We start from the raw sequence: 24,990 nt of genomic DNA on the forward strand, positions 1-24,990 counted from the left end.
CATGGCTGCCATCGCAACCTTGCGAAACGCGGCGTGGGCCGCGGCCGGCTTCGTGCTGGCCGGCTTCGGCCCAGCCCTGCACGGGGCGGCCGCGGCCGCCACCCTGGAGGTCGCCGCAGGCGCCGACCTGGCGCAGGCCGTGGCCGCGGCGCAGCCCGGCGACACGCTGCGGCTGGCGCCAGGCACCTACCCCGGCGCCATCGTCATCGACAAACCCCTCGTCATCGAAGGACCGCAGGACCGCTCCGCCATCATCGCCGGCACCCGCGAAGGACGCACGCTGTGGGTCAAGGCCACGGACGTGTCGCTGCGCAACCTGACCGTCACGCGCTCCGGGCTGGACCTGCCCGCCATGGACGCGGGCATCTTTCTGGACCGCACCGCGCACCGCGCGGTGGTCGAACACAACGACATCCTGGATAACCTGTTCGGCGTTTATGTATGGGGCCCGCAGGACGCGATGGTGCGCGGCAACCGCATCGTCGGCAACCAGGAACTGCGCGTAGCCGAGCGCGGCAACGGCGTGTCGCTATGGAACACGCCGGGCAGCGCGGTGGTGGACAACGACATCTCCGCCGGCCGCGACGGCGTTTTCGTGAACACCAGCAAGCAGAACCGGTTCACCGGCAACCGTTTCCATGACCTGCGCTATGGCGTGCACTACATGTACACGAACGACAGCGAGATCAGCGGCAACGTGTCCACCGGCAACGACATCGGCTACGCCATCATGTACTCGCACCGCCTGGTCGTTACCGGCAACGTGGCGGTGAACAACGTGGAGCAGGGGCTGATGATGAACTACGCCAACAACTCCGACATCTCCGGCAACACCGTCGATGGCGCGGGCAAGTGCGTGTTCATCTACAACGCCAACAAAAACCGCTTTGCGGACAACCATTTCTCCAACTGCGACATCGGCATCCACTTCACCGCCGGCTCCGAGGGCAACCGGATCTCAGGCAATGCCTTCATCAACAACCGCAACCAGGTCAAGTATGTGGGCACGCGGGTGATGGAATGGTCGGACAACGGCCGCGGCAACTACTGGAGCGACAACACGGCCTTCGACCTGGATGGCGACGGCATCGCCGACACGGCCTACCGCCCGAACGACGTGGTGGACCAGTTGTTGTGGCGGGCGCCCGCCGCGCGGATTCTGCTCAATAGCCCCGCCATTTCGGTAGTGCGCTGGGCGCAATCGCAGTTCCCCGCGATCCTGCCAGGCGGCGTGATCGACAGTAAGCCGCTGATGAAGCCTGTGCGGGAACGAATCGATTATGGCGGTGCGATGGCCAACGCGAAGCCCGGTGCATCGCCTGATGCAAAAAGCGCCGCCAACTCCGTCGCAAAAAACGGCGCGAAGCGTGCCGAGGACAATCAATGAGCAACCCACTGGTGACGCTTGCGGGCGTCAGCAAACACTATGGCGGCCACAGGGCGATCAGCGTCCTGGACCTGGACCTGCGCGAAGGCGAATGCGTGGCGCTGGCCGGGCACAACGGCGCGGGCAAAAGCACCCTCATCAAGCTGATCCTCGGACTCATCCGACCCACGCACGGGCGCGTCACGCTCTTCGGCCAGGACGCGCACAGTCCGGCCGCCGCGCGCCTGCATGACCGGATCGGCTACCTGCCCGAAACCGTGGCGCTGCATCCCGCGATGACGGGCGCCGAGACCCTGGCCTTTTACGCGCGCCTGAAGCGCCAACCCGTATCACGCAACGCGGATCTGCTCGAGAAAGTGGGGATCTCCGGCGCGGCGCACCGCCGCGTGGGCGGTTATTCAAAAGGCATGCGCCAGCGGCTGGCGCTGGCCCAGGCGCTGCTGGGCGCGCCCCGCATCCTGCTGTTCGACGAGCCCACCACCGGCCTGGATCCGGCGTCGCGTCTCAAGTTCTACGAGATCGTGCACGAACTGCGCGCAAGCGGCGCCACCATTCTCCTCAGCACGCACGCCTTGTCGGAGCTGGCCGGCCACGCCGACCGCATCGTCGTCATGAAGGCGGGCGTGAAGATCGCCGACGGCGGCATGTCGGCGCTGCGCCGCGACACCGGGCTGCCCATCCGCATCAGCGTCACGCTCGGGCCGGACAACGCATCCGCCCCGCCCTCCTCGGCCTGGCGCCAGGTCGACGCCAACCGCTACGAACGCCTGTGCCACGAATCGGACAAGGTCGAGGCCATCCGTAGCATCGGCGCCATCGGGGCGCCCATCAGCGACCTGGACATCCAGGTCCCGGGGCTGGACGACATCTACGCCCATCTGCTTGAACGGGAAGACGCATGAACGCCGTAAGCACAATCATCGGCAAGGAAATCCGCGACGGCCTGCGCAATCGCTGGGTCCTTGCCACATCGCTCCTGTTGGCCGCACTGGCGCTCGCGCTCGGCCTCTTGGGCAGCGCCCCCACCGGTGCGGTCAAGGTCGATCCGCTGACCGTCACGGTGGTCAGCCTGTCCAGCCTCTCCATCTTCCTGGTGCCGCTCATCGCGATGCTGCTGGCGTATGACGCCATCGTCGGCGAGGTCGACCGCGGCACCATGGCGCTGCTGCTCAGTTATCCGGTGTCGCGTTGGCAGGTCATCATGGGCAAGTTCATCGGGCACCTGGCCATCCTGGCCATCGCGACCGGTGCGGGGTATGGGTCGGCAGGGCTGGCTTTGCAATGGGTCTACGGGGGCATGGACGCAGGCGCCTGGCGGCCCTTCGCCATGCTGATCGGAGCCAGCGTCCTGCTGGGCGCCAGCTTTCTGGCAATGGGCTACCTCATCAGCACGCTGGTGCGGGAACGCGCCACGGCGGCGGGCATCGCGCTGGGCGTCTGGCTGTTCTTTGTCGTCATCTACGACATGGGCCTCCTGGGCGTGCTGGCCGCGGACCAGGGTCGCCACGTCACGCCGGGCATGCTCAATGCCCTGCTGCTGGCCAATCCGTCCGACGTGTACCGCCTGCTGAACCTGACCGGGTTCGAGAACATTTCCATGTATGCGGGCATGGCCGGCGTCAGCGATCAGGCCCACATGCCCGTGCCGCTGCTGGTGGCGGCGCAATTGCTGTGGATCGCGGTGCCGTTTCTGCTGGCCGCCTTCTGCTTCCGGAGGAAACAGCTATGACGCTGAAACGTTGGGCCGCAATGGCGGCCTTCTCGGCCATCGTGCTGGCGGTCTCGGCCTGCGGCGGCGACGAACCCGCCGCGCCGCCACCCGCGCCGCAGGCCGTCTCCGCCGACGCCGTCGGCCACTACTGCGGCATGATGCTGCTGGACCATGCAGGGCCGAAGGGCCAGATATTCGTAAAGGGCCGCGCCGCGCCGGTGTGGTTCTCGTCCATCAAGCAGGTCTTCGCCTACACGCTGCTGCCCGAAGAACCCAAGGGTCTGGCCGCCATCTACGTCAACGACATGGCAGCCGCCGGTCCCGATGGCGCGGCGGACCTGAAAGCATGGGTCGACGCACGGCAAGCCTTCTACGTCATCAACTCCAGCTTCATCGGCGGCATGGGGGCCGAAGACGCCATTCCGTTCTCGGATCAGACGCGCGCGCTGGCCTTCGCTCAGACCCACGGCGGGCGTGTCGTGCGTTTTGCCGACGTGCCCGAGGACTATGTGTTTGCTCAATAGCGCCAAGCCCTCCGACCTGCCTCATGAGCCCGCGCCAATCGCGCCTTAATCAGTCGATATCGCCATGAACCCTCCCGCCCGCCGCCGCTTCCTCGGCATCATCGCCGCGTCTTCCGCGCTGGCCCTCGCTCCCAGCTTCCTGCGCCGCGCGCACGCGGCCATCTCGCCGACGCGTTGGCAAGGCGTGGCGCTGGGCGCGGACGCGGAATTGCGGCTGTACCATCCCGACCGCCAGGCCGCCGAACAGCTCATCGAGCGGGCGTTGCAGGAACTGCGTCGCCTCGAGGGCGTGTTCAGCCTGTACCGCGACGACAGTGCGCTGTCGATCCTGAACCGCCAGGGGTTTCTGGTCGATCCTCCCTCCGACCTCGTCCGCCTGCTCAGCGAAAGCCGGCACTACGCGGACCTGACGGGAGGCCTCTTTGATCCATCCGTGCAGCCGCTGTGGCGCGTGTACGCAGATCACTTCGCGCGGCCTGACGCGTCCCAGGATGGTCCGGCCCAGGCTGACATCGCCCGGGCGCTGCGATGCGTGTCGTACCAGGACATCAAGATCGACCCGCAGCGCATTGAACTGCAGCCGGGCATGGCGCTGACGCTCAACGGCATCGCGCAGGGCTACATCACCGACCGCGTGACGGACCTGTTTCGCAACGCCGGGCTGGAACGCGCGCTGGTCGACATGGGCGAGATACGCGGACTGGATGCGACGGCCAACGCAACGGGCTGGCGCGTCGGGCTGGCTGACCCCATGTCGCCGGACCAGATCCTGGCGCAGGTGCCGATCAGCAACCAGGCGCTTGCCACTTCCGGCGGCTACGGCACGCCGCTGGATGCCGCGGGACAGTATTCGCACCTGTTCGATCCGCACTCCGGTCGGGCGCGGCCGCTCTATCGCAGCGTGTCGGTCATGGCATCCACCGCCACAACTGCCGATGCCCTGTCCACGGCGTTCTCGAACATGCCGTTGGAACGCACCGCCGCGCTGGTGCGCAGCCTTGGCGTGCAGGCGTGGATGGTGTTGCCAGATGGACAACTGGTAGCGCAGACCGGCGAAGCCTGATTGCGCGCCGCATGAAAAAACCGGCCGCCAGGGCCGGTTTGCTTTGACCATGAAAAACCGGCCTTCACGGCCGGTTTGCATTGACCACGAAAAACCGGCCTTCACGGCCGGTTTTTACTGCCCGCCGCGCCGATCAGGCCGCCGAGGGCGGGTTCAGCGTCGAGAGCATCTGCGTGAAGATCTTGGGGCTGGCGGCCAGGACGTTGCCGCTGTCCATCCAGCCTTGTTCGCCGTCGAAGTCAGCGACCAGACCGCCCGCTTCCAGCACCATCAGGCTGCCCGCCGCCACATCCCACGGCTTCAGGCCTACGCCGCAGAACCCATCCAGGCGGCCGGTGGCCACGTAGGCGAGATCCAGCACGGTCGAGCCCAGGCGGCGCACGCCGGTGGCGCCTTCGGCCATCTGGCGGAACCGCTGCGAGCCTTGTTCGGGATCGCCGGCGTTGGGCCAGTGCGCGCCCAGCAGCGCGTCGTGGTAGCGGGTGCGGCCCGAGACGCGCACGCGGCGGTCGTTCAGGAACGTGCCGCTGCCACGGCTGGCGGTGAAGAGTTCGTTGCGCGAGGGATCATAGATGACCGCTTGCGTGACCTGGCCGCGCTGCGTCAGCGCGATCGACACGGCATAGTTGGGCAGGCCGTGGATGAAGTTCGTGGTGCCGTCCAGCGGGTCGATGATCCACTGGAATTCCGCCAGGTCCGGACCCTGCAGACCGAACTCCTCGCCCAGGACGGCGTGGTCAGGGTAGGCAGCGCGCAGCGTTTCGACGATGGACTCTTCGGCGGCCCGATCGACTTCCGTGACATAATCGCGCGGCCCCTTGCGAGCCACGCTGAGTCGTTCCAAATCCATGCTGGCACGGTTGATAATGGTGCCGGCACGCCGGGCCGCCTTGATGGCGATGTTGAGCATCGGGTGCATAAAATTCCGTACGTATGCGATGAGTTGGCTTGATGATAGGCCGCTTGCCGCCCCCCGGCACGCCGTCGCCCCCGCGGGGAAATCGACTCAAAAAACCAGGAAGGCACGAAGCCAAACGTGCCATTTTAAATGACTCAAGCATTTTCACGTGTTCGCTTCGTAATGGTGAACCCCAGCCACCCCGGAAACGTCGGTTCCGCGGCCCGTGCGATCAAGACGATGGGCTTCTCGGAACTGGTCCTGGTGGACCCCAAATTCCCGGATGTAACAAGCCAGCCGGAGGCCGTGGCGCTGGCCAGCGGCGCGCTGGACGTGCTTGAGAACGCCCGCATTTATCCGTCGCTGGAAGAAGCCCTGGCGCCCGTCACGCTGGCATTCGCGCTAACCGCGCGGGTTCGCGACCTGGGTCCCCCGCCCTGCGACATCCGGCAGGCAGCCGACCTGGCCTGCGCCCACCTGGCGGACACGGCCGAGGGCGTGACCGCCGTTGTGCTGGGCACTGAGCGCGCCGGTCTGACGAACGCGCAGATCGCGCTGTGCCACCGCATCTGCCACATCCCTGCCAATCCCGAGTACAGCTCGCTGAACGTCGCCCAGGCGCTGCAATTGGCCGCCTGGGAGTTGCGGTATGCGCTGCTGGTGGACCAGGGCGCCGAACTCTTGCCGCGTTCCACCGCGCAGGAGCCTTCGCGTGGCGCGGAGCCGGCTTCCAGCGAGGCGGTCCAGGCGTTTCTGGCGCACTGGGAGGAAGCGCTGGTCGGCGTGCAGTTCCTCGACCCGGCCCATCCCAAGAAATTGATGCCGCGCATGCGCCATCTGTACTCCCGCCAGGCGCTGACCCGCGACGAGGTCGACATGATGCGCGGGGTCTGCACGGCGATGCTGAACGCGGCCAAGAAAAAATAGCGGGTCCGAAGAACCGGCTGGATTCGCCCTTGGCGGGCAACGCAGTAAAAAGGGACGGCCCATGACCGTCCCTTTTTACTGCGCCAACTGCCGGCGTGTAACCGGCAGGGACGCCGATCAGTCCACCGTGGCGCCCGAGGCCTTGATCACGGGTGCCCAGCCTTCGACTTCCGACTTGATGAATTGGCCGAATTCGGCCGGCGTGGTCTTCACGCCCACAGCGCCCAGCTTTTCAAAGCTGGTCTGCACGGAAGGCTTGTCCAGCGCCTGCTGCATGGCGGCGTTGAGCTTGTTGATGACTTCCGGCGGCGTGCCGGCCGGGGCCAGCAGGCCGAACCACGAAGACACGTCGAAGTCCGTGAAGCCCGATTCCTTCATGGTCGGCAGATCCGGCGCGCTCTTGGAGCGGTCGGCGGTGGTCACGGCCAAAGCCTTCAGCTTGCCCGATTGCGCGTGCGGCCAAGCCGACGGCATGTTGTCGAACATGAACTGCACCTGGCCGCCGATCAGGTCGGTCATGGCCGGGGCGCTGCCCTTGTACGGCACGTGCAGAACGTCGATGCCCGCCTTCATCTTGAAGAGCTCACCCGCCATATGGATGGAGGTGCCGCTGCCGGACGAGGCGAAAGCCAGCTTGCCCGGGTTCTTCTTGGCGTAGTCGACCAGCTCTTGCACGGACTTGACCGGCACCTGGGGATTGACCACCAGGATGTTCGGGACCTTGGCGCCCAGGGCGACCGGAGCAAAGTCCTTCGTCAGGTCGAACGAAACGTTCTTGTACAGGGTCTGGTTGATCGCGCTGGTCACTGCGACGAACAACAGCGTGTAGCCGTCCGGCGTGGCGCGCTGGACCTGGTCGGTCGCGATGTTGCTGCCGGCGCCCGGCTTGTTTTCAACCACGAAGGACTGGCCGAGCGACTCGGTCAGTTCCTTGGCCATGATGCGGGCGATCACGTCGGTGGTGCCGCCGGCCGAGAAACCGACCACGATGCGGACGGGCTTGTCGGGATAGGCGGCGTGGGCGGAACCCATTGCAAATGCGCTTGCGGCGGTGGCCAGAAGGGTGGCGGCCAAACGCCGCATGCCAGGCTTGTGACCTGTAGTCATAGTGTCTCCGTGCAGGTACTGTCCATTAGATGGACGATTTGAATTATTGGATGAACGCATTCTGCGCTATACATGCGCTGGCCATCAAGGTAGAGTCCACCCTACGGACGATGGTTTTCCCTCGTCCGTACGTTGATAACCCTTAGTTTTCAGAGATCTGCATGCAAGACAGCGATGCCGCGGCCGCCGGCCCACGTACTCTGCGACGCGGCCTCGCCGTTCTGGCCGCCCTGCGCGACCAGGGTCCGGACGGCCTGAGCGTCACCGATATCGCCCGGTTGACCGGCATACAGCGGCCCACCATCTACCGGCTGCTGGCCGCCCTGCTCGACGCGGGTCTCGTGCTGCCGGTCGCGGGCACCAAGAAGTACCGTGCCCAGCTCGCCGTCGATCCGGACACGCGTTCCCGCGATCCGCGGGTGCGCCAATTGCTCCCCGTGCTGCGCCGCCTGGCCGACCGCACCGGCGACGCCGTGTTCCTGGTGGTGCGCGAGGAAGACGATTCGATCAGCCTGCATCGCGAAATCGGCAGCTATCCCGTGCAGATCCTTGCCACCTATGCGGGCAAGCGCCAGCCGCTGGGTGTGGGTTCGGGCGGGATGGCGCTGCTGGCTGCCCTGCCCGACGACATCGCGCGCGGCATCGTCGAACGTAATTCGGGCAGGCTGGACGAGTACGGCGGCATGACGCCCCAGGAAATGTTCCGCCTCATCGAAAACACGCGCGCGCGCGGTTATTCGGTGGTGGGCAACCACGCGGTGCGCGGCGCGCTGGGCGTGGGTTGCGCGCTGCTGGACGCGCAGGGCGCGCCTCTGCTGGCCGTCAGCGTCACCGCCATCATCGACCGCATGCCCGCGCAGCGACAGCGCGAGATCGCGGGCTGGATCAAGACTGAACTGGCGCGGCTTGCGATGCCGGCCTGATTGGCAGGTTGCCGGGGCGACGCGGGGACGACGTCACGCATCAAGCCGTCACCCCGGGAAGCCGAAAAATCCAGAAGCGGTCATGCCGTCACGCCTTGCTGGTTCACGCCATCTCGCCGTCGAATAAAAATGGGCGCCTCCAACGAGGCGCCCATTTTCATGACTGACAAAACAAGGCCCGCAATCAGGTAGCGGCCGCGCCCGTCTTGGGGTTCTGGATCTCGCGCAGCGGGATCGGGGCCTGGAAACCGGCCTCTTCGAGCGAGCGGCGGATCTCCTGGTACAGGCTCCAGCGCAGCTCCCAATACTTGCTCGATTCGGCCCACACGCGCACGTTCACCGTGACGCCGTTTTCCTTGTAGTCGAACACCTTCACCTGCGGGGCCGGGTCCTTCAACGCATCGGGACGCGCGTCCACGATCTGTTGCAGTTTGGCGACCACCGCATCCAGGTCATCGCCATAGCGAACCGGCACCGGGATGTCCAGGCGGCGCGTCTTGTTGCGGCTGTAGTTGGTGATCGTGGCGTTCCAGACCGTGCTATTGGGCAGCGTCATGTGAATGCCGTCACCCTGCACGAGGCGCGTCAGAAACAGGCCCACTTCCTCGACCGTGCCATCCGCGCCAGAGCTGAGCGCGATGTACTCGCCGGCGCGGATCGGACGCAGGATCAGCAGCATGATCCCGGCCGCAATGTTCTGCAGCGTGCCCTGCAAGGCCAGACCGACGGCAAGACCGGCGGCGCCCAGCACGGCGATCAGGCTGGCCGTCTGCACGCCAAAGCGCGCCAGCACCGCGATCACCGTAAAGATGCGCACCGCCCACATCACGGTCGTGGAGAACATGGGCACGATCGTGGGATCGATCTTCGGCGACCGCGTAGCGGCCCGGCGAACCCAGTTGCCCAGCAACGACGACACCCACCAGCCAATACCGAGAATGAGCAAGGCGACGAGCAGATTGATGCCCATATCCATCAGCCTCGGGGCCCAGATATAGAACTCTTTTACGGCCTCATCCATGGAACCTCCTGCGAAAAAAATCGACGGCAGAATGTATCAGAAGCGGCTGGCACAAAGCGGCGCAGCGCCCGACGGGAGTGTCAGGCTTTGTAAAGCGGAGCAGCGCGTGCCGCCGCGGCGTACGGCGTAAGACTGATTCCGGTGTCTGACACCCGAAATCGGTCAGACATGCAGCATAGGTCTTGCCGCGCCGGCAGGCAAAGCGGCGTTACGCCGGCACGATGCGGAAATGGTTGTCCCAGGACATGTCACGCGATGGCGGCAGGACCGGCCTTTCCTTGCCTGGCGCGTCAACGCGGATCATCGCGCCCAATCCGCTACTGACCAGAAAGCCCCCTTGCGCGGCGGGCGCGACGCCGCAGCCGTCGGCGAGCGCGGTGACGCCCAGGCATTTGCCGCTGGCGGCGTCCCAGTAGATCACCTGTCCGCCAACCGGGCTTGACGTGGCCACAATGACACCGGCGGCGTCGACCGTGACGGAGCCGACGTAGTTGCGCATGTTGCGCAGCGTCTCGGCTGGGCCGTCGAACAGTTCCAGCGCCGCGCCGCGGCGATGGCGGCCGACCAGCGCCGGACGATCCGCGGCCGGGCCCATGTATTGGCAACCGAACCACACCGCGCCATCGGCCGCCAGGGCCAGGTGCCGGATCGACAGCCGGTGCAGCGCCGGCGCAAGCTCCACCTTCTCCAGCAGTTGTCCCGAGGCCGCGTCGATATACGCGAGCGACGGCCGCATGGTGTCCAGGTTCAGTTCCAGCTTGCCGTAGTCAGGGTGCGTCAGGATGCCGCCGTTGGCCACGCACAGCGTCTTGCCGTCGGGCATCAACACGACCTCGTGCGGTCCGATGCCCCCGGAATCGAACTCCCCCACGCGCCGGTAGCCGCCGCCGGGGGTGGCGTCGTACAGACCCAGCACGCCGCGTCCGCCTTCGAAGTCGTTTTCCGTGGCGGCCAGCAGGCGGCCGCCTTGCACGAAGGCGCCGTGACCGAAAAAATGCCGGTCATCGGGCAGCGGCAAGGCCGCGGGCTCGCCGCCTTCCAGCGAAAAGCCCAGCGCAAAAAAGCCGGGTTGGCGGCCGAACACCACGGCGCGCTGCGCGGTGGCGTCGATCGCAAAGCTGTGGCCGCGCGCGGGCATGGGGATCGTGAGGCGATCGCGGCCCGTCCCGTCCAGCACCACGGCTTCATCGCGGCCGCCGCGCTTGCGCGCGGTCAGGTACAGCTGCCCGCCATCGGCCGGCAGCGCGGCGCGCGCCGCAGAAGGCGACAGGCCCAGCGCCGCGGCCAGCGCCAGGAAGCGGCGCCGGTCAATCTCCATCGAGCGCGTTGAAGCCGATGGTGACGCCCAGAGCAGGCGCCAGGTTCTCGTCAACGATGGCCTTCGCGTTCTTGAGCGTCAGAGACGCCAGGACCAGCAGGCGGCGCCCTTCCTCGCCCGCCAGCGCCTGGTCCAGCGGCGCCGGCACCGCACGCAGCGTCTCTGCGGCGCTGGACAATTCGCCGCGCACCGACGCATCCATCCATTCCTCGCCCGCGGGCAAGGGATAGCCGCCCGCCACATAGAACGCCTTCAGCGCATCCAGGTTGGCCGCCAGCAGGCGCATCGACAGGCCGCTGCGCCAGAACGCCGCGCGCTTCGGACGGGCGGCCTGCGGCGAATCGCCCAGCACCGGCTCGATCTTCACGTCGCGCGCGAACTGCAGGCCGGTGGACAGGGCCTTCATGGCTTCGGCGGCAACTTCCTGCGAACTGCGATAGAGGTCATTGCCCGGTTGGGGCTTGGCAAACTGCCGCCCGAATTCGCCCTGCGCATCCCAGGCCTCGCCCAGGTCGCGCGAGATCGTGGCGACATTGGCGGATACGGCCGTGGCGTAGCCGCAGGCATACGCAAAGCTGGGCTCGCCGGTCTGCTTGAGCAGGTCGGGCTCGCCGTACAGCACGTACTCAAGCGCGGGCAGGCCCTGCACCGCGACGCTGCGGCCAGCCAGCGCGCCGGGCTTGAGCAGCGCGTCATCCTTGGCCGCGATCAGCGTCTGCACCTGGCGGGGCATCACGCCGCGCGTGTCGGGCCAGAAGGCCAGGCGTTCAAAGCGGTTGGCCTGCACCAGCGGGCCGAAGCGCAGGATCTCGACGCCCGACCATGCGTGCGCCAGCGTCTTGAACGCATCGCCGACGCGCCCGGCGCCGGCCGCATCGGGCTTGGCGCACCAGCCGCCCAGCGCGCTTTCCAGCGCGGCAGCGGCGTCCGTCATCTTCGCAACCGCCGGCCGGGCGTAGTCGCGCGCCAGGCGTTCGCCCAGGTCGGCGGGCAGCGCGGCCTGTGCCGCAACCACGGCAATCGGCGCCGTCAGCATCAATGCCGCAGCCGCAGCGCGCATGAACAAATGGCGGGCCATCACAGGGACTCCAGGAAGCGGATCAGGTCCGCGCGTTCTTCGGGCGTCATGTCGACGACGCGGTCGCGCGCGGGCTTGGCGGCGCCGCCATGCCACAGCACGGCTTCCAGCAGCGTGCGGGCGCGCCCGTCGTGCAGCCAGGTCGCATTGGGATTGACGGTCTTGGTCAGGCCAATGCCCCACAACGGCGGGGTGCGCCATTCGCGGCCGGTGGCCATGCCGTCGCTCACGCCGTCGGCCAGGTCGTCGCCCATGTCGTGCACCAGCATGTCGGTGTACGGCCAGATCAGCTGGAAACGGTGTTCCGGCTGCTTGGCGTTGCGGCTGGTCACGTACTTGGGCACGTGGCAGGCCACGCAATTGGCTTCGTAGAACAGCTTCTTGCCCGCCAGCACGCGCGCGTCATCCGCATCGCGCCGCATGGGCACGGCGAGGTTGGTCGAATAGATGGTGACGAAGTCCATCAGCTTGCCCGGCACTTCCTCTGGCCCAAAGCGCGGCTGCGCGCCGTGCGGCATGTCCAGGCATTTCGTCTGCGCAGGCGTGCATTCGCCGGAATGCTTGGGGAACAGCGGCGTGGACAGGCCCATGTCGTTGGAGAACGCGGCAGCGCTCTGCTGCTCGACCGTCGGCTGGCCTGCCTTCAGGTTGAAGCGGCCCAGCACGCGCGCGCCGGTGCGCGCATCGGTGACCCAGTTGGCCTTGCCGACGATGCCGTCGCGCTTGTCCGCGCCGACGTTCGCCAGGATGTCCGACTCGTGGATCGATTCCAGCAGGCCCAGTCCGATCATCGGCGGCGCCAGCCGCGGCGAGATCTGCGTGTCCGCACGCATCGGCCCGTAACCCAGGTTCTCGATGCGATACGTGGGCTTCATCAGCGTGGCGGTCTCGCCGCCGCGCAGCGCCACGGGCACGGCTTCGTATTCAATTTCCATGCGGCCTTCGGCCGGCAGGCCCGCGACCGCGAAATTCTGCAACTGCACGCCGTAGACGGGTTCGGGCAAGGCCGCAATCTCGTCGGCGCCCAGCTTGGGATGCCCGCGATCGGCCCCTTCCGGCACGGCCAGGCGCAGCAGCAGCGCGACGGCATCCGTGCGTTCAAGCGGATCGAAGCCCGGCACCGTGCCGCGGCCGTCCTTGGTGTGACAGGCCTGACAGGAGCGCGCGTTGAACAGCGGACCCAGGCCGTCGGACGCCTGCGTGGACGAAGGCGCGGACACCCAATCCTTGCGGAACAGGCCGTTGCCGACGATGAACTCCTGGCGGCCTTCAAAGCTCATGTTGGCCGACGGTTGCGAAAAGATGTCGGCGTTGATGAGCTTGTTGGTCGTCGTGGCGCCGGCCTGCATGGTCTCGAAGGATTCGACCTTCGAAAAATCGCTGGTGGGCGCCGTGATGGCGGTGACGCGTTTCTGGTCTTCGGGCGTCAGATCGTCACGCCCGCCGGGAGCGGCGGGCGCGGCGGCGGCGACGGCATGAACCGACGCCGCCAGTACGGCGGCTAATGCGAGTTTCACTTGAATACGGCGTCAGGTTTATCCAGGCTGTCGGACCCTTCGATGGCGACCTTGCCCAGGTCCAGCAGCGCGATCACGCGTTCCAGGCTGCGCGTTTGCGCGACGAGGCTGTCGATGGCAGCCTGCACCACCGCGTTGCCCTCCTTGTTGCCTTCCGCGATCATCTGGTCATAGGTCTCGACCGTCTCGGCGCGCGTCTTCATGGCCTGCATGGCGGCGACGGTGGCGTCCAGCTTGGCGCGCACTTCGGCGTCCAGCTTGGAATCCTTGGCCTTGACCAGTTCGGACAGGCTGGCGCCGGTCACCTTCTTGCCATCGATGCGCGTGTACGAACCCAGATAGACGTTGCGGATGCCGATCTGGTCGTAATAGTGCGAATTGTGTGTGTTGTCCGAGAAGCAATCGTGCTCTTCCTCGGGATCGTGCAGCATCAGGCCCAGCTTCATGCGTTCGCCCGCCAGTTCGCCGTACGACAGGCTGCCCAGCCCGGTCAGCATGGCGATGAGGCCGGCCTTCGGATCCTCTTCGACCGCCTTGCGCGCCGCGCCGTCCTTCTTCCAGTTGCCCACCATTTCTTCGAGATCAGTCACCAGCAAATCCGTCACCGCCTTCAAAAACTCAATGCGGCGTTCGCAATTGCCGCCGGTGCACTGTTTCGGATCGAAATCCGTATGCGGGCGATTGCCCGAGTGACGCTCCTGCGGCGTGCCCTTGCGGTCCGCGGGCGCGGCGCCGGTGCCGTTCAGGTCCTGGCCCCACAGCAGGAACTCGATCGCGTGATAGCCCGTGGCCACGTTGGCCTCGTTGCCGTCGGCCTCGTGCAGCACGTCGGACAGCAGCTCGGGCGTGATCTTGCTGACGTCGACCGTCTTGCCGCCCACCGAGATCTTGGAATTGGCGATGACGTTCACGGCGTAGAACGCGTTCTGGTCGTTTTCCGTGCCGTAGGAGGCGTCGACGTAGTCGATCAGGCCTTCATCCAGCGGCCAGGCGTTCACGCGGCCTTCCCAGTCGTCGACGATGGGGTTGCCGAAGCGGTAGGCCTCGGTCTGCTGATACGGCACGCGCGCCACGATCCATGCCTCGCGCGCGGCCTTCAAGGTTTCCGCGCTGGGCTTGGCGACCAGCGCGTCGATGGCGTCGCGCAGCTTCTTGGCGGCCGTCAGCGAATCCTCGTAGCCGGCCAGCGCCAGGTCGGAGTACGTGGCGACCACGGCCTTGGGTTCGACGGCGGCCTGCGCCACTCCGCCATACACCGCGGCGGCCAGCACCGCACCCAAAAGCAACTTGCGCATCGTCTTTCTCCCGTAATTCGGACGGCCCGCCCCCGCGGCGGCCCGTTCCGGCTTGAATTTTGTGGATGCGAGTGTAAACAATTTTCGTTTGATATTCAGGCGTTGTTCAGATAGCTGACATATTTTTGAACGGAAAAAGTATGCTCCGGCAGGTCACCCGGGGCCCCGCCGGCCTCGTTTTCTTCAGCCTGGAAATCGCCTCATGGAACTGCGCCAACTCCGTTACTTCGTCCGCGTCGCCGAGCTGGGCAGCATCGGCCGCGCCGCGCGCGACCTCGGGGTGGTCGCGTCGGCGCTCAGCCAGCAGATCAGCCGGTTGGAGAGCGAGCTGGCGACGCGGCTGCTGACGCGCAGCCCCACCGGCGTGACCACCACGCCGGCCGGCGCCGCTTTCCTGCGCCAGGCCCAACTGACCCTGCGCCACGCGGAAAGCGCCGTGGCGGCCGCGCGCGAGGCGCGATTGGCCGGCACCGTCAGCGTCGGCTTTGCGCCCACCACTGCGTCGCTGCTGGCCCGCCCGTTCTACGCCGCCATGACCGAGCGCTATCCCAACGTGCGCCTGCATCTGGTCGAGGGGCTTTCGGGCAATCTGGGCGACCTGCTCAACGCCCGCCGGCTGGACCTGGCCGTGCTGTTCCAGAACGACACCGCGCAAGGCCGCAGCGTGGTGCCCGTGCTCGACGAGCGTCTGTTCCTGCTGGCGCCGCGCGGCATGGTGGAGCGACCCGATGGCGAGCCAGTCCGTATGACCGATCTGGCCGGATTGCCGCTGGCCGTCACCAGCAAGGCGCATGGGCTGCGCGCCTGGGTCGAAGCGGCCTTCGAGCGGGCCGGCATCGAACCCTGGATCGGCGTCGAGGTCGACGGCCTGACGACGCTGATGGACCTGGTGCAGGCCCATCCGATCGCGACCATCCAGCCCGGCGCGGCCGTGGCCCGCGTCGAGACCGGCCTGCTCAGCATGCATCCCATCGATGATCCGTATCTGTTCCGCCGCAACCACATCTACTGCATCAGTGACGACGAGCTGTCGCCCGCCGCGCTGGCCGCGCGCGTGGTGCTGCTGGACGCCATGCGCGGGCTGGTCCGGCACGGCGGCTGGCCGGGGGCAACCCTTCTGGATTCGTGATGCCCCCATAGCCTCGGGATGCCTAGGCGGTTGGATTTTCTGAAGATAAATTGATCCACATCAAGTCGCAGCGCGGTGCATGCGACGATCAACCTTCACGAAATCCGATGACCACTTCCCCCTCTCGTCCCGGCCGGCTGGGCATTTCCTCCATGCGGGCGCACTGCTCCGAAGCGGAATGGCAGGCCCGGGTGGACCTTGCCGCCTGTTATCGCCTGGTCGAGCTCTACGGCATGGCCGACATGATGGCCAACCATATCTCGTCCCGCGTGCCCGGCGAGGACAACGCCTTCCTCATCAACCCCTACGGGATGATGTACGAGGAGATCACCGCGTCCAGCCTCATCAAGGTCGACGTGGACGGCACCATTCTGTCCAAGCCCGATTTCGGCGATCTGGACTACGGCATCAACAAGGCCGGCTACGTGATCCACAGCGCGGTCCACGCCCACCGGCACGAGGTGGACTGCGTCATCCACACGCACAGCTGGGCATCGATGGCCGTGTCGTCGCTGGAGTGCGGCCTGCTGCCGCTGACGCAAACGGCCATGCGCTTCCTGAAGATCGGTTATCACGACTACCAGGGCGTGGTGCTGGGCACCGAGGAACAGGCGTCGCTGCTCGAGGACCTGGGCCAGCGCGAGGCGCTGATCCTGCGCAATCACGGCGCGCTGACCGTGGGACGCACCGTGGGCGAGGCCTTCAACTGGATGCACCGCCTGGAACTGGCCTGCCGCTCGCAGTTGGCGGCGATGGCGACGGGCGCCCCGCTGCAAGCCGTGCCGCCGCCCGTCCTGGAGGCCACCTGGAACAACTACCAGCCCGGCACGCGCCGCCCGTATGGCGTCATGGAGTGGCCCGCGCTGCTGCGCAAGCTGGACCGCATCGACCCTGGCTACCGGGACTGAGCCCGCGCCCGGAATCCCCCTGAACATTTCCAGCGCCGGCCGGCGTGGCGGCACGGCGCGATATCCCACACGACAACGACCACGCGAGGAGACATTCATGAACACTGCCCAAGCCCTGCTGGCTTGCGCGGCGCTGGCGGGCGCCTGTATCGCGCCCGCCAGCGCCGCCGGCTACCCCGACAAGCCGGTCAAGGTCATCGTGGCGTTCTCGCCCGGCGGCACCACCGACACGCTTACGCGCAGCGTGACGAACACGCTGACGCAGAAGCTGGGCCAGCCCTTCGTCGTGGAAAACAAGCCCGGCGCGGGCGGCAACATCGGCACCGAATACGTGGTGCGCGCCGCGCCCGACGGGCACACGCTGATCGTGAACTCGGTCGGCCCCATCGCCGTCAATCCCACGCTGAACAAGCTGAACTACGACCCGCTGACCGACCTGGTCCCGATGGTGCAGATCGCCACGGTGCCCAACGTGCTGGTCGTGCCGCCCTCCTCGCCCGCCAAGGACATCCAGGGCTTCCTGAAATACGTCAAGGGCGCGCGAGAGCTGAACTACAGTTCGACCGGCGTGGGCACGTCTTCGCACCTGTCCAGCTACATGCTGATGGACGAGCTGAAGGTGAACGCCACGCACGTGCCCTACAAGGGCGCGGACGCGGTCAACGATCTGCTGGCCGGCCGCATCGACTTCATGTTCGCCACCATTCCGTCCGTGATCGGCCACATCCGTTCGGGCAAGCTGCGCGCGCTGGCGGTCAGCACGTTGCAGCGGTCCGCCACCCTGCCCGAACTGCCGACCATCGCCGAATCGGGGTATCCAGGCTTTGACGCCGGCTCGTGGTTTGGTTTCTTTGCGCCCAAGGGCACGCCGCAGCAGGTGGTGGAATTGGTCAACCGCGAAGTAAACACCTCGTTGCCCGCACTGAACGAACAGATGATTCGCGAAGGCGCCGAGCCTGTCGGCGGCACGCCAGCGCAATTCGCCACGTTCATCAAGGGCGAGCACGACAAGTGGGCCGTGCTGGTACGCAAGTTCGACCCGCAGGCGCATTGACGCTCGGTTAATGGGCTGATCCCATACCCGGGGCCACGACGGCGGCCGTGAACTGATCCGAGGCGCGGCACGCCAGTTCCGCCACCAGCCGGATCGCGTCTGAGCCGCCGCTTTCCAGATAGCTCACCACCAATAGCTGCGGCGGCACCGGCAGATCGGTGCGGATGACCTGGATCTCGCCGCGCGCAACGTACTCGTACATGGGCGGCAACGGCACGAGCGCACGGCCGAAGCCGCTGCGCACCAGCCGCGCCAGCGCCGAGATCGAACTGACGAAATGCACCTTGCCCTGCGGCATGCCGACCTCGCGGTACAGCGCCTTCAGCGCCTCGTGCGGCTGCGATCCCGGGCTCATCGTCAGCACCGGCTCGCCGAGCAGATCGTGCGCCGTCATCGTCTCCTCGCTGCCTGGCGGCCCAACCCAGCCCAGCTCCATCGGCAGACAGGGCATGCTGATGATGCCCGTGTCGTTCAGCACGTCGGTCTGGAACGCGATATCCAGCGTGCCTTCGCGCAACCCGCGATGCAGGGCGCGCACCGTCTCGGACGTCAGCTGGACCTCGATGCCGGGATACGTGGACCGCAGGTTCGTCAGAAAGCCGATCAGCCACGTATGCACCACGGTCTCGATGGCGCCGATCCGCACCAGACCGGCGACCTCGTCGCCGCGCTTGCCCAGCGACAGGATCTGCTGGCGGATCTCGAGCAGGCGCTCGCCGTAATCCAGCAGCCGCGTACCGACCGCCGTGAGCTTCAGTTCCTTGGCGTCACGTTCGAACAGGCGCGCGCCGATGTCCTCTTCCAGCGATGCGATGCGGTTGGCCACGGCCGCCTGCGTGATATGCAGGCGGTCGCTCGCGGCGCGAAAACTTCCCAGCCGCGCGGACCACAGAAAGGCTTCGACAAAACGCGTGTTCATGCGCCGATGCTACTGCCAACGCAGCAGCTGCGGCGCGTCATTGCCGGCGAGCGGACACGGCGAGAGGACACGTTATGTCCCCTTATGTGGTGCGCCCCGCACCAACTTGGTTCACGCCGGGCACCAGCCTGAGGCGGCGTGACCCGGCGTCATGGGAGAAGCCGCCCCGCGCAAAACCTGGCACGGCTATTGCTTGATGACTGGTATGCAAGCTTGTCTACAAGCGCCCCCAATCAAGCCGCCCAGGAGCCTTACATGATCCATCGCAATGCACCCTACGCCTTCAACGCCACCCGCCGCCGCCTGATCCAGGGCGCCGCCATGGGCGCGGCGACGCTCGCCGCCCCGGCGCTGGTGCGCGCGCAATCGGGTCCGGTCATCCGCATCGGCTTCTGGCCCGTGGCCGCTGGCCTGCCGTTCTACGCCGCGATCGAGAAAGGCTATTTCAAGGAAGCCGGCCTGAACGTCGAAGCGCTTAAGTTCGCGGGCGCGCAGCAGGTCATGGAAGCCATGCTTGCGGGCCGCGCCGATGGCAGCGCCAACGGCACGGGCTCGGCCAACCTGGCCATCGGCGAGATCGCTTCGCCTGGCCTGTTCAAGATTTTTGCGTCCAATCCCAGCAACGCCAAGAACGTGCTGGATGAGTTCATCGTCGCAAAAGACAGTCCCATCAAATCCATCGCAGACCTCAAGGGGAAAAAGGTCGGTTCTGGTCCCGGCATCCAGAATTCCACGCTGGCCAAAGCAGTCCTGGAGCGCGCCGGCGCAACGGGGGCAACCGTGGTCGAGTTGGCGATCAGCCAGCACGTCGCCGCGGTTGCCGCCGGCCAGTTGGATGCGTGCTACACGCTGGAACCCACGGGCACGGTGGGCCGCCTGAACGGCACGACCCGCGTCCTGGAGACCGGCGTCATCGCCAAATACGTCCTGGGCGATCCGATGGCGCCGTGGTTCGGCGGTTCGGCTTCGCTGACCACCGCCTTCCTGAAGAAGCATCCCGAGGAAAGCAAGAAATTCATCGCCGCGTATGCGCGCGGCATTGAACTGATCCGCACCAAGCCTGAAGAGGCGCGCCCCTTCCTGAAGGGCTACACCGCCATCGAAGGCCCGATGACCGAGGAAGTGCCGTTGGCCGCCTACACGCTGCACAACGAGTTCACGCCCAGCGACGTGCAGTACTTCCAGAAGTTCTTCGACCTGTTCACCGACAAGGGCGTCTTCGCGCAGAAGGTCGACGTCTCGACCATGCTCTACAAGGGTTGATCCATGACCGCAACCACGGCTACGGGCGCCACGCCCGCCCCCTCCCAGGCCTCTGCCCCCGCGCCGGCGAAGACGCAGCCCGCCAAGGCGCAACCGGCCATGTCCAAGCCGCCGCGCAAGTTCGACACCTCGCGCCTGCTGCCGCTGATCGGCCCGCTCGCGCTCTTTGTGGTGTGGGACCTGGTGGTCCGCCTGCAGCTTGTCAGTCCGGTTTTGCTGCCCACGCCCAGCGCGACCATCGTGGCGCTGGTCAAGGGCATGGCGGGCGGCCCGCTGCTGGCTGACTTTCTGTCGTCGCTGAACCGCACCGTTCAGGCCTTCCTGATGGCCGGCGTGATCGGCGTGCCGCTGGGCGTGCTGCTCGGCAGCAATGAAAAGGCCTACCGCAGCGTCGAGTTCCTGGTGGACTTCTTCCGGTCCACGCCGTCCTCCGCGCTGATCCCGCTGTTCCTGATGATCTTCGGCGTGACCGACATGAACAAGATCGCCATCGCCGCCTTCGCGGCCGTGCTGGTGATCCTGTTCAACAGCGCGTACGGCGTCATCAACGCCCGCAAGCAGCGCGTGATGGCGGCGCGCGTGATGGGCGCGTCGCGCTGGCAGATCTTCAAGGACGTGCTGATCTGGGAAAGCCTGCAGCCCACGTTTGTCGGCCTGCGCAGCGGCGTGTCGATGGCGCTGGTCATCGTGATCGTGGCCGAGATGTTCATCGGTTCGGACAGCGGCCTGGGCAATCGCATCATCAATGCGCAGCAGGTGCTGAACGTGCGCGAAATGTACGCCGCGATCCTGGCGGCCGGCGCGCTCGGCTATGTGCTCAACATTCTCTTTCTCGTGCTGGAAAAGCGCGTGGTTCATTGGAGCGGCCGATAAATGTCTACCGTCATCAACCCCGTCATCGCCCCCGCGCCAGCCGCCGCGCCCTTCCAGCCCGGCCCGCTGGGCACGCACATCACCATCCGCGGCCTGACCAAGTATTTCGCCGGCTGGCCGCTCTATGAAGACTTCAACCTCGACATCCCCAAGGGCAAGATCGTCTCGGTCTTCGGTCCCAACGGCTGCGGCAAGTCCACGCTGATCAACATGATCGCCGGCCTGATCCCCATCGATTCGGGCGAGATCCTGTTTGACGGCAAGTCGCTGGCGCAGACCAAGATCGGCTACGTGTTCCAGAACTACCGCGAAGCCATGTTTCCGTGGCTGCGCACCATCGACAACATTGCCTACCCGCTGCGCCTGGAAGGCCGCAGCAAGGCCCAGGTCGATGCGCGGGTCGAGGAACTGGTGGCGTCGTTCGACGTGAAGTTCGACCTGAACCGCTATCCGTACGAGCTGTCGGGCGGACAGCAGCAGACCGCGTCCATCATGCGCGCGCTGGCCCCCGGACCGGAGGTGCTGTTCCTGGACGAACCGTTTTCCGCGCTGGATTTCGAGATGACGCTGTTCATCCGGGAAAAGCTGCAGGAAGTCTTCCTGCAGACCGGCACGACCATGCTGCTTGTCTCGCATGACCTGGAGGAAGCGGTGTACCTGGCGGATCAGGTGCTGCTCTTGACCAAGCGCCCCACGCGCGTCGCGGAGATCCTGGACTACACGGACGCGCGCCCTCGCACGGTCGAGACGCTGTCCGAGCCAAGCTTCATCCAGATGAAGAAACTGAGCCTGGAAATCTTCCAGCGCGAAGTGCGCAAGTGATTCCACGCTATTAATCCCAAGCCAATACCGGGAGCATTCGCCATGACACAGGAAACCATCGACCAATACGTGCGCAGCGCGCTGGCGCTGTCGGGATATGCATTGCGCGAGTCCGCCGCCGAGCAGGTCGTGCAGCAGTTCTCGCGCATCCACGACATCGCGTCGACCTTCGCCGACGAGCCGCTGCCCGTGGAACTGGAATCCGCTTCGGTGTTCCGTCCGTGACCGGCCCCGCTCACGACATCGCCCGCCAGGTCCGCAGCGGCGAACGCAGCGCCGCCGCCGTGCTGGACGCCACGCTTGCCCGCGTGCGCGAGCGCGATCCCCGCTACAACTGCTTCACGGCCGTCACGGAAAGCCGCGCGCGGCAGGAAGCCCTGGCCATCGACGCGCGCCGCGCACGCGGCGAAACGCTGCCGCCCTTGGCGGGCGTGCCGTACGCCGTGAAGAATCTCTTCGATATCGCCGACGAGGTCACGCTGGCCGGCGGGCGCGTCAACGCCTCCAACCCGCCCGCTCGGCGCGACGCGCTGCTGGTCGAGCGCATGCGTGAGGCGGGCGCCGTGCTGATCGGCGCGCTCAACATGGACGAGCACGCCTACGGCTTCACCACGGAAAACACCCATTACGGCGCCTGCCGCAACCCGCACGACACCTCGCGCATCGCGGGCGGCTCGTCAGGCGGCAGCGCCGCCGCCGTTGCTGGCGGTCTGGTGCCGCTGACCCTGGGATCGGACACCAACGGTTCGATCCGTGTGCCCGCCTCGCTGTGCGGCGTCTTCGGCCTGAAGCCCACCTTTGGCCGCCTGCCGCGCACGGGTTCCTTCCCGTTCGTGGGCAGCCTGGATCATCTGGGTCCCTTTGCAAACAGCGCCAGCGACCTGGCTGCGGCCTACGACGCGCTGCAAGGCCCCGATGCCGCGGACGTCGCCTGCGCGCAGCGCCCGGCCGCGCCGACATTGCCGGCCATCGCCGAAGGCACTGGACGGCTGCGCGTCGCGGTGCTGGGCGGCTACTTTTCGGAATGGGCGGGTCCCCAGGCGCGCCGCGCCGTGGAAATCGCCGCGCGCGTCCTGGGCGCGACTGACGTGGTCGAGATGCCGGCCGCCGTGCAGGCGCGCTCCGCCGCCTTCATCATCACCGCAGCGGAAGGCGGCGCGCTGCACCGCCGCCGGCTCGTCACGCATTACGACTACTACGAACCGCACTCGCGCGACCGCCTGGTCGCCGGCAGCCTCGTCCCCGCAGCCTGGGTGCAGCAGGCGCAGCGCGTGCGCCATCGCGCCTACCTCGAGGCGCTGGCCCTTTTCGACCAATACGATGTGCTGATCGCGCCCGCCACGCCCGTCAGCGCCACGCCCATCGACGCGGACTGGCTGACACTCGCGGGCAAGCAACTGCCCGCTCGCGCCAGCATGGGGCTATTGACGCAACCCATTTCCGCCATCGGGCTGCCGGTCTGCACGGCGCCCACGTGGCCGGAACTGGACGAAGACGGCCACCTGCCGCTGGGCGTGCAACTGATCGCCGCGCCCTGGCGCGAAGCCGATTGCCTGCGTGCGGCCCACACGCTGGAGCAGGCTGGCGCGGCACGCACACGGCCGGTCTGACGTTCCCTACACCGCAACGCCTGGAGCTTCGACATGGAATCCGCATTCGCCGCCATCGACATGCCGCGCACGCTGGCCGACTCCGCTTACACCACGCTCAAGCGTGACATCCTGGAGTTCCGGCTGGCGCCGGGCGACCGCTTCACCGAAACGGAGATCGCGGACCGGCTTCAGGTCAGCCGGACGCCGGTCCGTGAGGCGCTGTTCCGGCTAGAGCGCGAAGGCTATCTGGAGGTGCGGCAACGCAATGGATGGCTGGTCAAGCCGCTGGATTTTGAAACGCTGGATCATTTCTATGAGCTGCGCAGCGTGCTGGAAGCGGCAGCGGTTCATGCGCTGTGCACGCCCGGGCAATCGCCCGATCCGCTGCTGGCGCTGCGCCCGCTCGTGGAGACGTGGCTGGTGGATGAGAGCGAGCGGTCCAGCGATTGCGAATGGCTGGCCGACCTGGACGAGCGCTTTCATATCGAATTGGTGGCCGCCGCCGGCAACCCAGAGATCGCACGGGTGCATCGGGCTGCGACCGAGCGGATCCGCATCGTGCGCCGGCTCGATTTCACCCAGCCCGATCGCATCGGCACCACCTACCGGGAACACGCCGCGATCCTGTCCGCCGTACTGGCGCGCGACGGCGCGAGCGCCGCGGCGCTGCTGCGCGCGCATATCAAGGACAGTCAGGAGGCCGTGCGCAAGATTACGTTGCACCGGCTGTACGCGACACGCCGCGCGAAGGCGGCGTGAAGGCGGGCGGGCGGGGGGCCTGCGGGGGTTGCCAAAATTCGGGCTTGGGGGCGCGCGGGCTTTCGGGCTTTCGGGCCTTCGCGCTTTTGGGCTTTTGGGCTTTTGGGCTTTTGGGCTTTTGGGCTCTCGGGCGCTTTCGGGCCGCTCGTCGGGCGGCCGCCACGCCGGCCCGGTTCAGCTGGCGCGCAACCAGCGGTGCAGCACGCGCGTGATGACGGGTATGCATACAAACACCATGATGGGCGTCAATATCACGCTCGTGATCAACACGCGCCAGAACACCGGCAGGATGCTCAAGTGCTCGCTCACCAACACCGAGAACACCAGCAGCACCGGAAAGTAGGCCAGCCAGATGCTGACCGCCTGCTTCCAGCGCGGCGGCGTGCTGGCCTTCGGCGCAAACCACCCAGCCGTGCCGCTCACCCGATGCTCATGACTCGCGCGCACCAGCGTCGCGCCGCGCTCCAGCCACATGCGGCGTGGCAAGGACTTTTCCCATCGGTTCAGGCTGGCCTCGTCAGTGAAGCGCAGCACGATCTGATACTCATCGCCGCCTTCCGGCGGCTGCAGCACGCCAGATCCAAGGAACCCTGGAAAACCCGCCGCCAGGATTTCGCCCTGACGCATCCAGGACAGGAAATCGCTATAGCGCTCGGGCGCGATGTGGCGCGTCACCAGCATGGTGACCGGACTGGAAACGGCAGAATGAGACATGGCGGAACTCCTGGGCAGCGTGCAGCGTGTTATGCACGTTAACCCTAGCAATCCGTGTGCCAGCCTTGCGGCGCAGCATTTGCCCCTTGGCGGTGTCATTAAGCCAGACGGCCCAAGTAATTGCGCACCGCAACACACCCCATATTGGTGATAACCCCTACTCGACGCACCAGTTCGGTGCATATCGG

The 24,990-nt window shown here is 66.6% G+C and carries 25 protein-coding genes; 16 read left to right on the plus strand and 9 right to left on the minus strand.

Annotated features, from left to right (window positions below; translation table 11 throughout):
• The first annotated feature begins 1 nt into the window (after position 1).
• The 5 genes from HV681_RS17415 (at position 2) to HV681_RS17435 (ending at position 4,685) form a co-directional block, all read left to right on the plus strand.
• A complete protein-coding gene (locus HV681_RS17415; RefSeq protein ID WP_254595004.1) occupies positions 2–1,387 on the plus strand; it encodes a nitrous oxide reductase family maturation protein NosD in 1,386 nt (461 codons plus the stop codon).
• The gene (locus tag HV681_RS17420) at positions 1,384–2,289 is read left to right on the plus strand and encodes an ABC transporter ATP-binding protein (RefSeq protein WP_175124247.1); all 906 of its coding nucleotides are present in this window, start codon (positions 1,384–1,386) and stop codon (positions 2,287–2,289) included. Before HV681_RS17415 ends, HV681_RS17420 begins: the two co-directional genes overlap by 4 nt.
• A complete protein-coding gene (locus tag HV681_RS17425; protein WP_175124248.1) occupies positions 2,286–3,116 on the plus strand; it encodes an ABC transporter permease in 831 nt (276 codons plus the stop codon). The genes HV681_RS17420 and HV681_RS17425 overlap by 4 nt, the downstream gene beginning before the upstream one ends.
• Complete coding sequence (locus tag HV681_RS17430) at positions 3,113–3,622, plus strand: nitrous oxide reductase accessory protein NosL (protein WP_175124249.1); 510 nt, start codon at positions 3,113–3,115, stop codon at positions 3,620–3,622. Before HV681_RS17425 ends, HV681_RS17430 begins: the two co-directional genes overlap by 4 nt.
• Before the next feature lie 64 nt (positions 3,623–3,686).
• Positions 3,687–4,685 (plus strand): FAD:protein FMN transferase, encoded by a 999-nt coding sequence (locus tag HV681_RS17435; RefSeq protein WP_175124250.1) that lies wholly within the window; start codon positions 3,687–3,689, stop codon positions 4,683–4,685.
• Positions 4,686–4,818: 133 nt separating this feature from the next.
• Here the strand turns inward: HV681_RS17435 and HV681_RS17440 are convergent, their stop codons facing one another.
• Positions 4,819–5,604 (minus strand): inositol monophosphatase family protein, encoded by a 786-nt coding sequence (locus HV681_RS17440; protein WP_175124251.1) that lies wholly within the window; start codon positions 5,602–5,604, stop codon positions 4,819–4,821.
• A gap of 129 nt (positions 5,605–5,733) precedes the next feature.
• Here HV681_RS17440 and HV681_RS17445 point away from each other — a divergent pair, with 129 nt between their 5' ends.
• On the plus strand, positions 5,734–6,510 hold the full coding sequence (locus HV681_RS17445; RefSeq protein WP_175124252.1) for an RNA methyltransferase: 777 nt from the start codon (positions 5,734–5,736) through the stop codon (positions 6,508–6,510).
• A gap of 117 nt (positions 6,511–6,627) precedes the next feature.
• Here the strand turns inward: HV681_RS17445 and HV681_RS17450 are convergent, their stop codons facing one another.
• Complete coding sequence (locus HV681_RS17450) at positions 6,628–7,617, minus strand: Bug family tripartite tricarboxylate transporter substrate binding protein (protein ID WP_105239792.1); 990 nt, start codon at positions 7,615–7,617, stop codon at positions 6,628–6,630.
• A gap of 161 nt (positions 7,618–7,778) precedes the next feature.
• On the opposite strand from HV681_RS17450, the gene HV681_RS17455 reads away from it, so the two are divergent.
• Positions 7,779–8,540, plus strand: coding sequence for an IclR family transcriptional regulator (locus HV681_RS17455; protein ID WP_105239793.1), 762 nt, complete (start codon positions 7,779–7,781; stop codon positions 8,538–8,540).
• Positions 8,541–8,724: 184 nt separating this feature from the next.
• On the opposite strand, the gene HV681_RS17460 is transcribed toward HV681_RS17455, so the two are convergent.
• The 5 genes from HV681_RS17460 to HV681_RS17480 all read right to left on the minus strand — a co-directional run bounded on the left by HV681_RS17460 (position 8,725) and on the right by HV681_RS17480 (position 14,769).
• On the minus strand, positions 8,725–9,561 hold the full coding sequence (locus HV681_RS17460; RefSeq protein WP_175124253.1) for a mechanosensitive ion channel family protein: 837 nt from the start codon (positions 9,559–9,561) through the stop codon (positions 8,725–8,727).
• Between the two features lie 208 nt (positions 9,562–9,769).
• Positions 9,770–10,879: a DUF1513 domain-containing protein gene (locus HV681_RS17465; protein ID WP_175124254.1), complete on the minus strand. Its 1,110-nt coding sequence runs from the start codon at positions 10,877–10,879 to the stop codon at positions 9,770–9,772.
• Complete coding sequence (locus HV681_RS17470; protein WP_175124255.1) at positions 10,869–11,957, minus strand: imelysin family protein; 1,089 nt, start codon at positions 11,955–11,957, stop codon at positions 10,869–10,871. Before HV681_RS17470 ends, HV681_RS17465 begins: the two co-directional genes overlap by 11 nt.
• Positions 11,957–13,474, minus strand: a complete 1,518-nt coding sequence (locus HV681_RS17475) for a di-heme oxidoreductase family protein (protein WP_175124256.1) — start codon at positions 13,472–13,474, stop codon at positions 11,957–11,959. Before HV681_RS17475 ends, HV681_RS17470 begins: the two co-directional genes overlap by 1 nt.
• Positions 13,471–14,769 (minus strand): imelysin family protein, encoded by a 1,299-nt coding sequence (locus HV681_RS17480; RefSeq protein ID WP_175124257.1) that lies wholly within the window; start codon positions 14,767–14,769, stop codon positions 13,471–13,473. The genes HV681_RS17475 and HV681_RS17480 overlap by 4 nt, the downstream gene beginning before the upstream one ends.
• A 202-nt stretch (positions 14,770–14,971) precedes the next feature.
• Here HV681_RS17480 and HV681_RS17485 point away from each other — a divergent pair, with 202 nt between their 5' ends.
• From HV681_RS17485 to HV681_RS17495, 3 genes are all read left to right on the plus strand, one after another.
• Positions 14,972–15,898, plus strand: coding sequence for a LysR family transcriptional regulator (locus tag HV681_RS17485; protein WP_175124258.1), 927 nt, complete (start codon positions 14,972–14,974; stop codon positions 15,896–15,898).
• A 107-nt stretch (positions 15,899–16,005) separates the two neighbouring features.
• Positions 16,006–16,806 (plus strand): class II aldolase/adducin family protein, encoded by an 801-nt coding sequence (locus tag HV681_RS17490; RefSeq protein WP_175124259.1) that lies wholly within the window; start codon positions 16,006–16,008, stop codon positions 16,804–16,806.
• A 97-nt stretch (positions 16,807–16,903) separates the two neighbouring features.
• A complete protein-coding gene (locus tag HV681_RS17495) occupies positions 16,904–17,860 on the plus strand; it encodes a Bug family tripartite tricarboxylate transporter substrate binding protein (RefSeq protein ID WP_175124260.1) in 957 nt (318 codons plus the stop codon).
• A gap of 7 nt (positions 17,861–17,867) precedes the next feature.
• Here the strand turns inward: HV681_RS17495 and HV681_RS17500 are convergent, their stop codons facing one another.
• Entirely contained in the window at positions 17,868–18,779 is a 912-nt protein-coding gene (locus HV681_RS17500; protein WP_175124261.1) for a LysR family transcriptional regulator, read from the minus strand.
• 255 nt (positions 18,780–19,034) lie between these two features.
• On the opposite strand from HV681_RS17500, the gene HV681_RS17505 reads away from it, so the two are divergent.
• Genes HV681_RS17505 through HV681_RS17530 form a run of 6 tightly spaced genes read left to right on the plus strand, consistent with a single transcriptional unit; the run spans position 19,035 to position 24,088 of the window.
• Positions 19,035–20,042, plus strand: coding sequence for an ABC transporter substrate-binding protein (locus HV681_RS17505; RefSeq protein WP_175124262.1), 1,008 nt, complete (start codon positions 19,035–19,037; stop codon positions 20,040–20,042).
• Between the two features lie 3 nt (positions 20,043–20,045).
• Complete coding sequence (locus HV681_RS17510) at positions 20,046–20,915, plus strand: ABC transporter permease (protein WP_414631993.1); 870 nt, start codon at positions 20,046–20,048, stop codon at positions 20,913–20,915.
• Entirely contained in the window at positions 20,916–21,737 is an 822-nt protein-coding gene (locus tag HV681_RS17515) for an ABC transporter ATP-binding protein (protein WP_056563596.1), read from the plus strand.
• Between the two features lie 42 nt (positions 21,738–21,779).
• Entirely contained in the window at positions 21,780–21,962 is a 183-nt protein-coding gene (locus tag HV681_RS17520) for a DUF4089 domain-containing protein (RefSeq protein WP_056563598.1), read from the plus strand.
• Positions 21,959–23,347, plus strand: a complete 1,389-nt coding sequence (locus HV681_RS17525) for an AtzE family amidohydrolase (RefSeq protein WP_175124263.1) — start codon at positions 21,959–21,961, stop codon at positions 23,345–23,347. The genes HV681_RS17520 and HV681_RS17525 overlap by 4 nt, the downstream gene beginning before the upstream one ends.
• Before the next feature lie 33 nt (positions 23,348–23,380).
• On the plus strand, positions 23,381–24,088 hold the full coding sequence (locus HV681_RS17530; RefSeq protein ID WP_175124264.1) for a GntR family transcriptional regulator: 708 nt from the start codon (positions 23,381–23,383) through the stop codon (positions 24,086–24,088).
• A 174-nt stretch (positions 24,089–24,262) separates the two neighbouring features.
• On the opposite strand, the gene HV681_RS17535 is transcribed toward HV681_RS17530, so the two are convergent.
• Positions 24,263–24,802, minus strand: a complete 540-nt coding sequence (locus tag HV681_RS17535) for an antibiotic biosynthesis monooxygenase (RefSeq protein WP_175124265.1) — start codon at positions 24,800–24,802, stop codon at positions 24,263–24,265.
• Positions 24,803–24,990 lie beyond the last annotated feature (188 nt).

It is taken from the genome of Achromobacter animicus (genome assembly GCF_902859585.1).
GTDB classification, from domain to species: domain Bacteria; phylum Pseudomonadota; class Gammaproteobacteria; order Burkholderiales; family Burkholderiaceae_B; genus Achromobacter; species Achromobacter animicus.

Coding starts and splice junctions, on each gene's coding strand:
- HV681_RS17425 (WP_175124248.1), top strand. CDS start 2,286: ATGAACGCCGTAAGCACAATCATCGGCAAGGAAATCCGCGACGGCCTG.
- HV681_RS17485 (WP_175124258.1), top strand. CDS start 14,972: ATGGAACTGCGCCAACTCCGTTACTTCGTCCGCGTCGCCGAGCTGGGC.
- HV681_RS17445 (WP_175124252.1), top strand. CDS start 5,734: ATGACTCAAGCATTTTCACGTGTTCGCTTCGTAATGGTGAACCCCAGC.
- HV681_RS17520 (WP_056563598.1), top strand. CDS start 21,780: ATGACACAGGAAACCATCGACCAATACGTGCGCAGCGCGCTGGCGCTG.
- HV681_RS17515 (WP_056563596.1), top strand. CDS start 20,916: ATGTCTACCGTCATCAACCCCGTCATCGCCCCCGCGCCAGCCGCCGCG.
- HV681_RS17440 (WP_175124251.1), bottom strand. CDS start 5,604: ATGCACCCGATGCTCAACATCGCCATCAAGGCGGCCCGGCGTGCCGGC.
- HV681_RS17435 (WP_175124250.1), top strand. CDS start 3,687: ATGAACCCTCCCGCCCGCCGCCGCTTCCTCGGCATCATCGCCGCGTCT.
- HV681_RS17535 (WP_175124265.1), bottom strand. CDS start 24,802: ATGTCTCATTCTGCCGTTTCCAGTCCGGTCACCATGCTGGTGACGCGC.
- HV681_RS17455 (WP_105239793.1), top strand. CDS start 7,779: ATGCAAGACAGCGATGCCGCGGCCGCCGGCCCACGTACTCTGCGACGC.
- HV681_RS17500 (WP_175124261.1), bottom strand. CDS start 18,779: ATGAACACGCGTTTTGTCGAAGCCTTTCTGTGGTCCGCGCGGCTGGGA.
- HV681_RS17450 (WP_105239792.1), bottom strand. CDS start 7,617: ATGACTACAGGTCACAAGCCTGGCATGCGGCGTTTGGCCGCCACCCTT.
- HV681_RS17495 (WP_175124260.1), top strand. CDS start 16,904: ATGAACACTGCCCAAGCCCTGCTGGCTTGCGCGGCGCTGGCGGGCGCC.
- HV681_RS17420 (WP_175124247.1), top strand. CDS start 1,384: ATGAGCAACCCACTGGTGACGCTTGCGGGCGTCAGCAAACACTATGGC.
- HV681_RS17465 (WP_175124254.1), bottom strand. CDS start 10,879: ATGGAGATTGACCGGCGCCGCTTCCTGGCGCTGGCCGCGGCGCTGGGC.
- HV681_RS17510 (WP_414631993.1), top strand. CDS start 20,046: ATGACCGCAACCACGGCTACGGGCGCCACGCCCGCCCCCTCCCAGGCC.
- HV681_RS17415 (WP_254595004.1), top strand. CDS start 2: ATGGCTGCCATCGCAACCTTGCGAAACGCGGCGTGGGCCGCGGCCGGC.
- HV681_RS17505 (WP_175124262.1), top strand. CDS start 19,035: ATGATCCATCGCAATGCACCCTACGCCTTCAACGCCACCCGCCGCCGC.
- HV681_RS17480 (WP_175124257.1), bottom strand. CDS start 14,769: ATGCGCAAGTTGCTTTTGGGTGCGGTGCTGGCCGCCGCGGTGTATGGC.
- HV681_RS17470 (WP_175124255.1), bottom strand. CDS start 11,957: ATGGCCCGCCATTTGTTCATGCGCGCTGCGGCTGCGGCATTGATGCTG.
- HV681_RS17530 (WP_175124264.1), top strand. CDS start 23,381: ATGGAATCCGCATTCGCCGCCATCGACATGCCGCGCACGCTGGCCGAC.
- HV681_RS17430 (WP_175124249.1), top strand. CDS start 3,113: ATGACGCTGAAACGTTGGGCCGCAATGGCGGCCTTCTCGGCCATCGTG.
- HV681_RS17490 (WP_175124259.1), top strand. CDS start 16,006: ATGACCACTTCCCCCTCTCGTCCCGGCCGGCTGGGCATTTCCTCCATG.
- HV681_RS17460 (WP_175124253.1), bottom strand. CDS start 9,561: ATGGATGAGGCCGTAAAAGAGTTCTATATCTGGGCCCCGAGGCTGATG.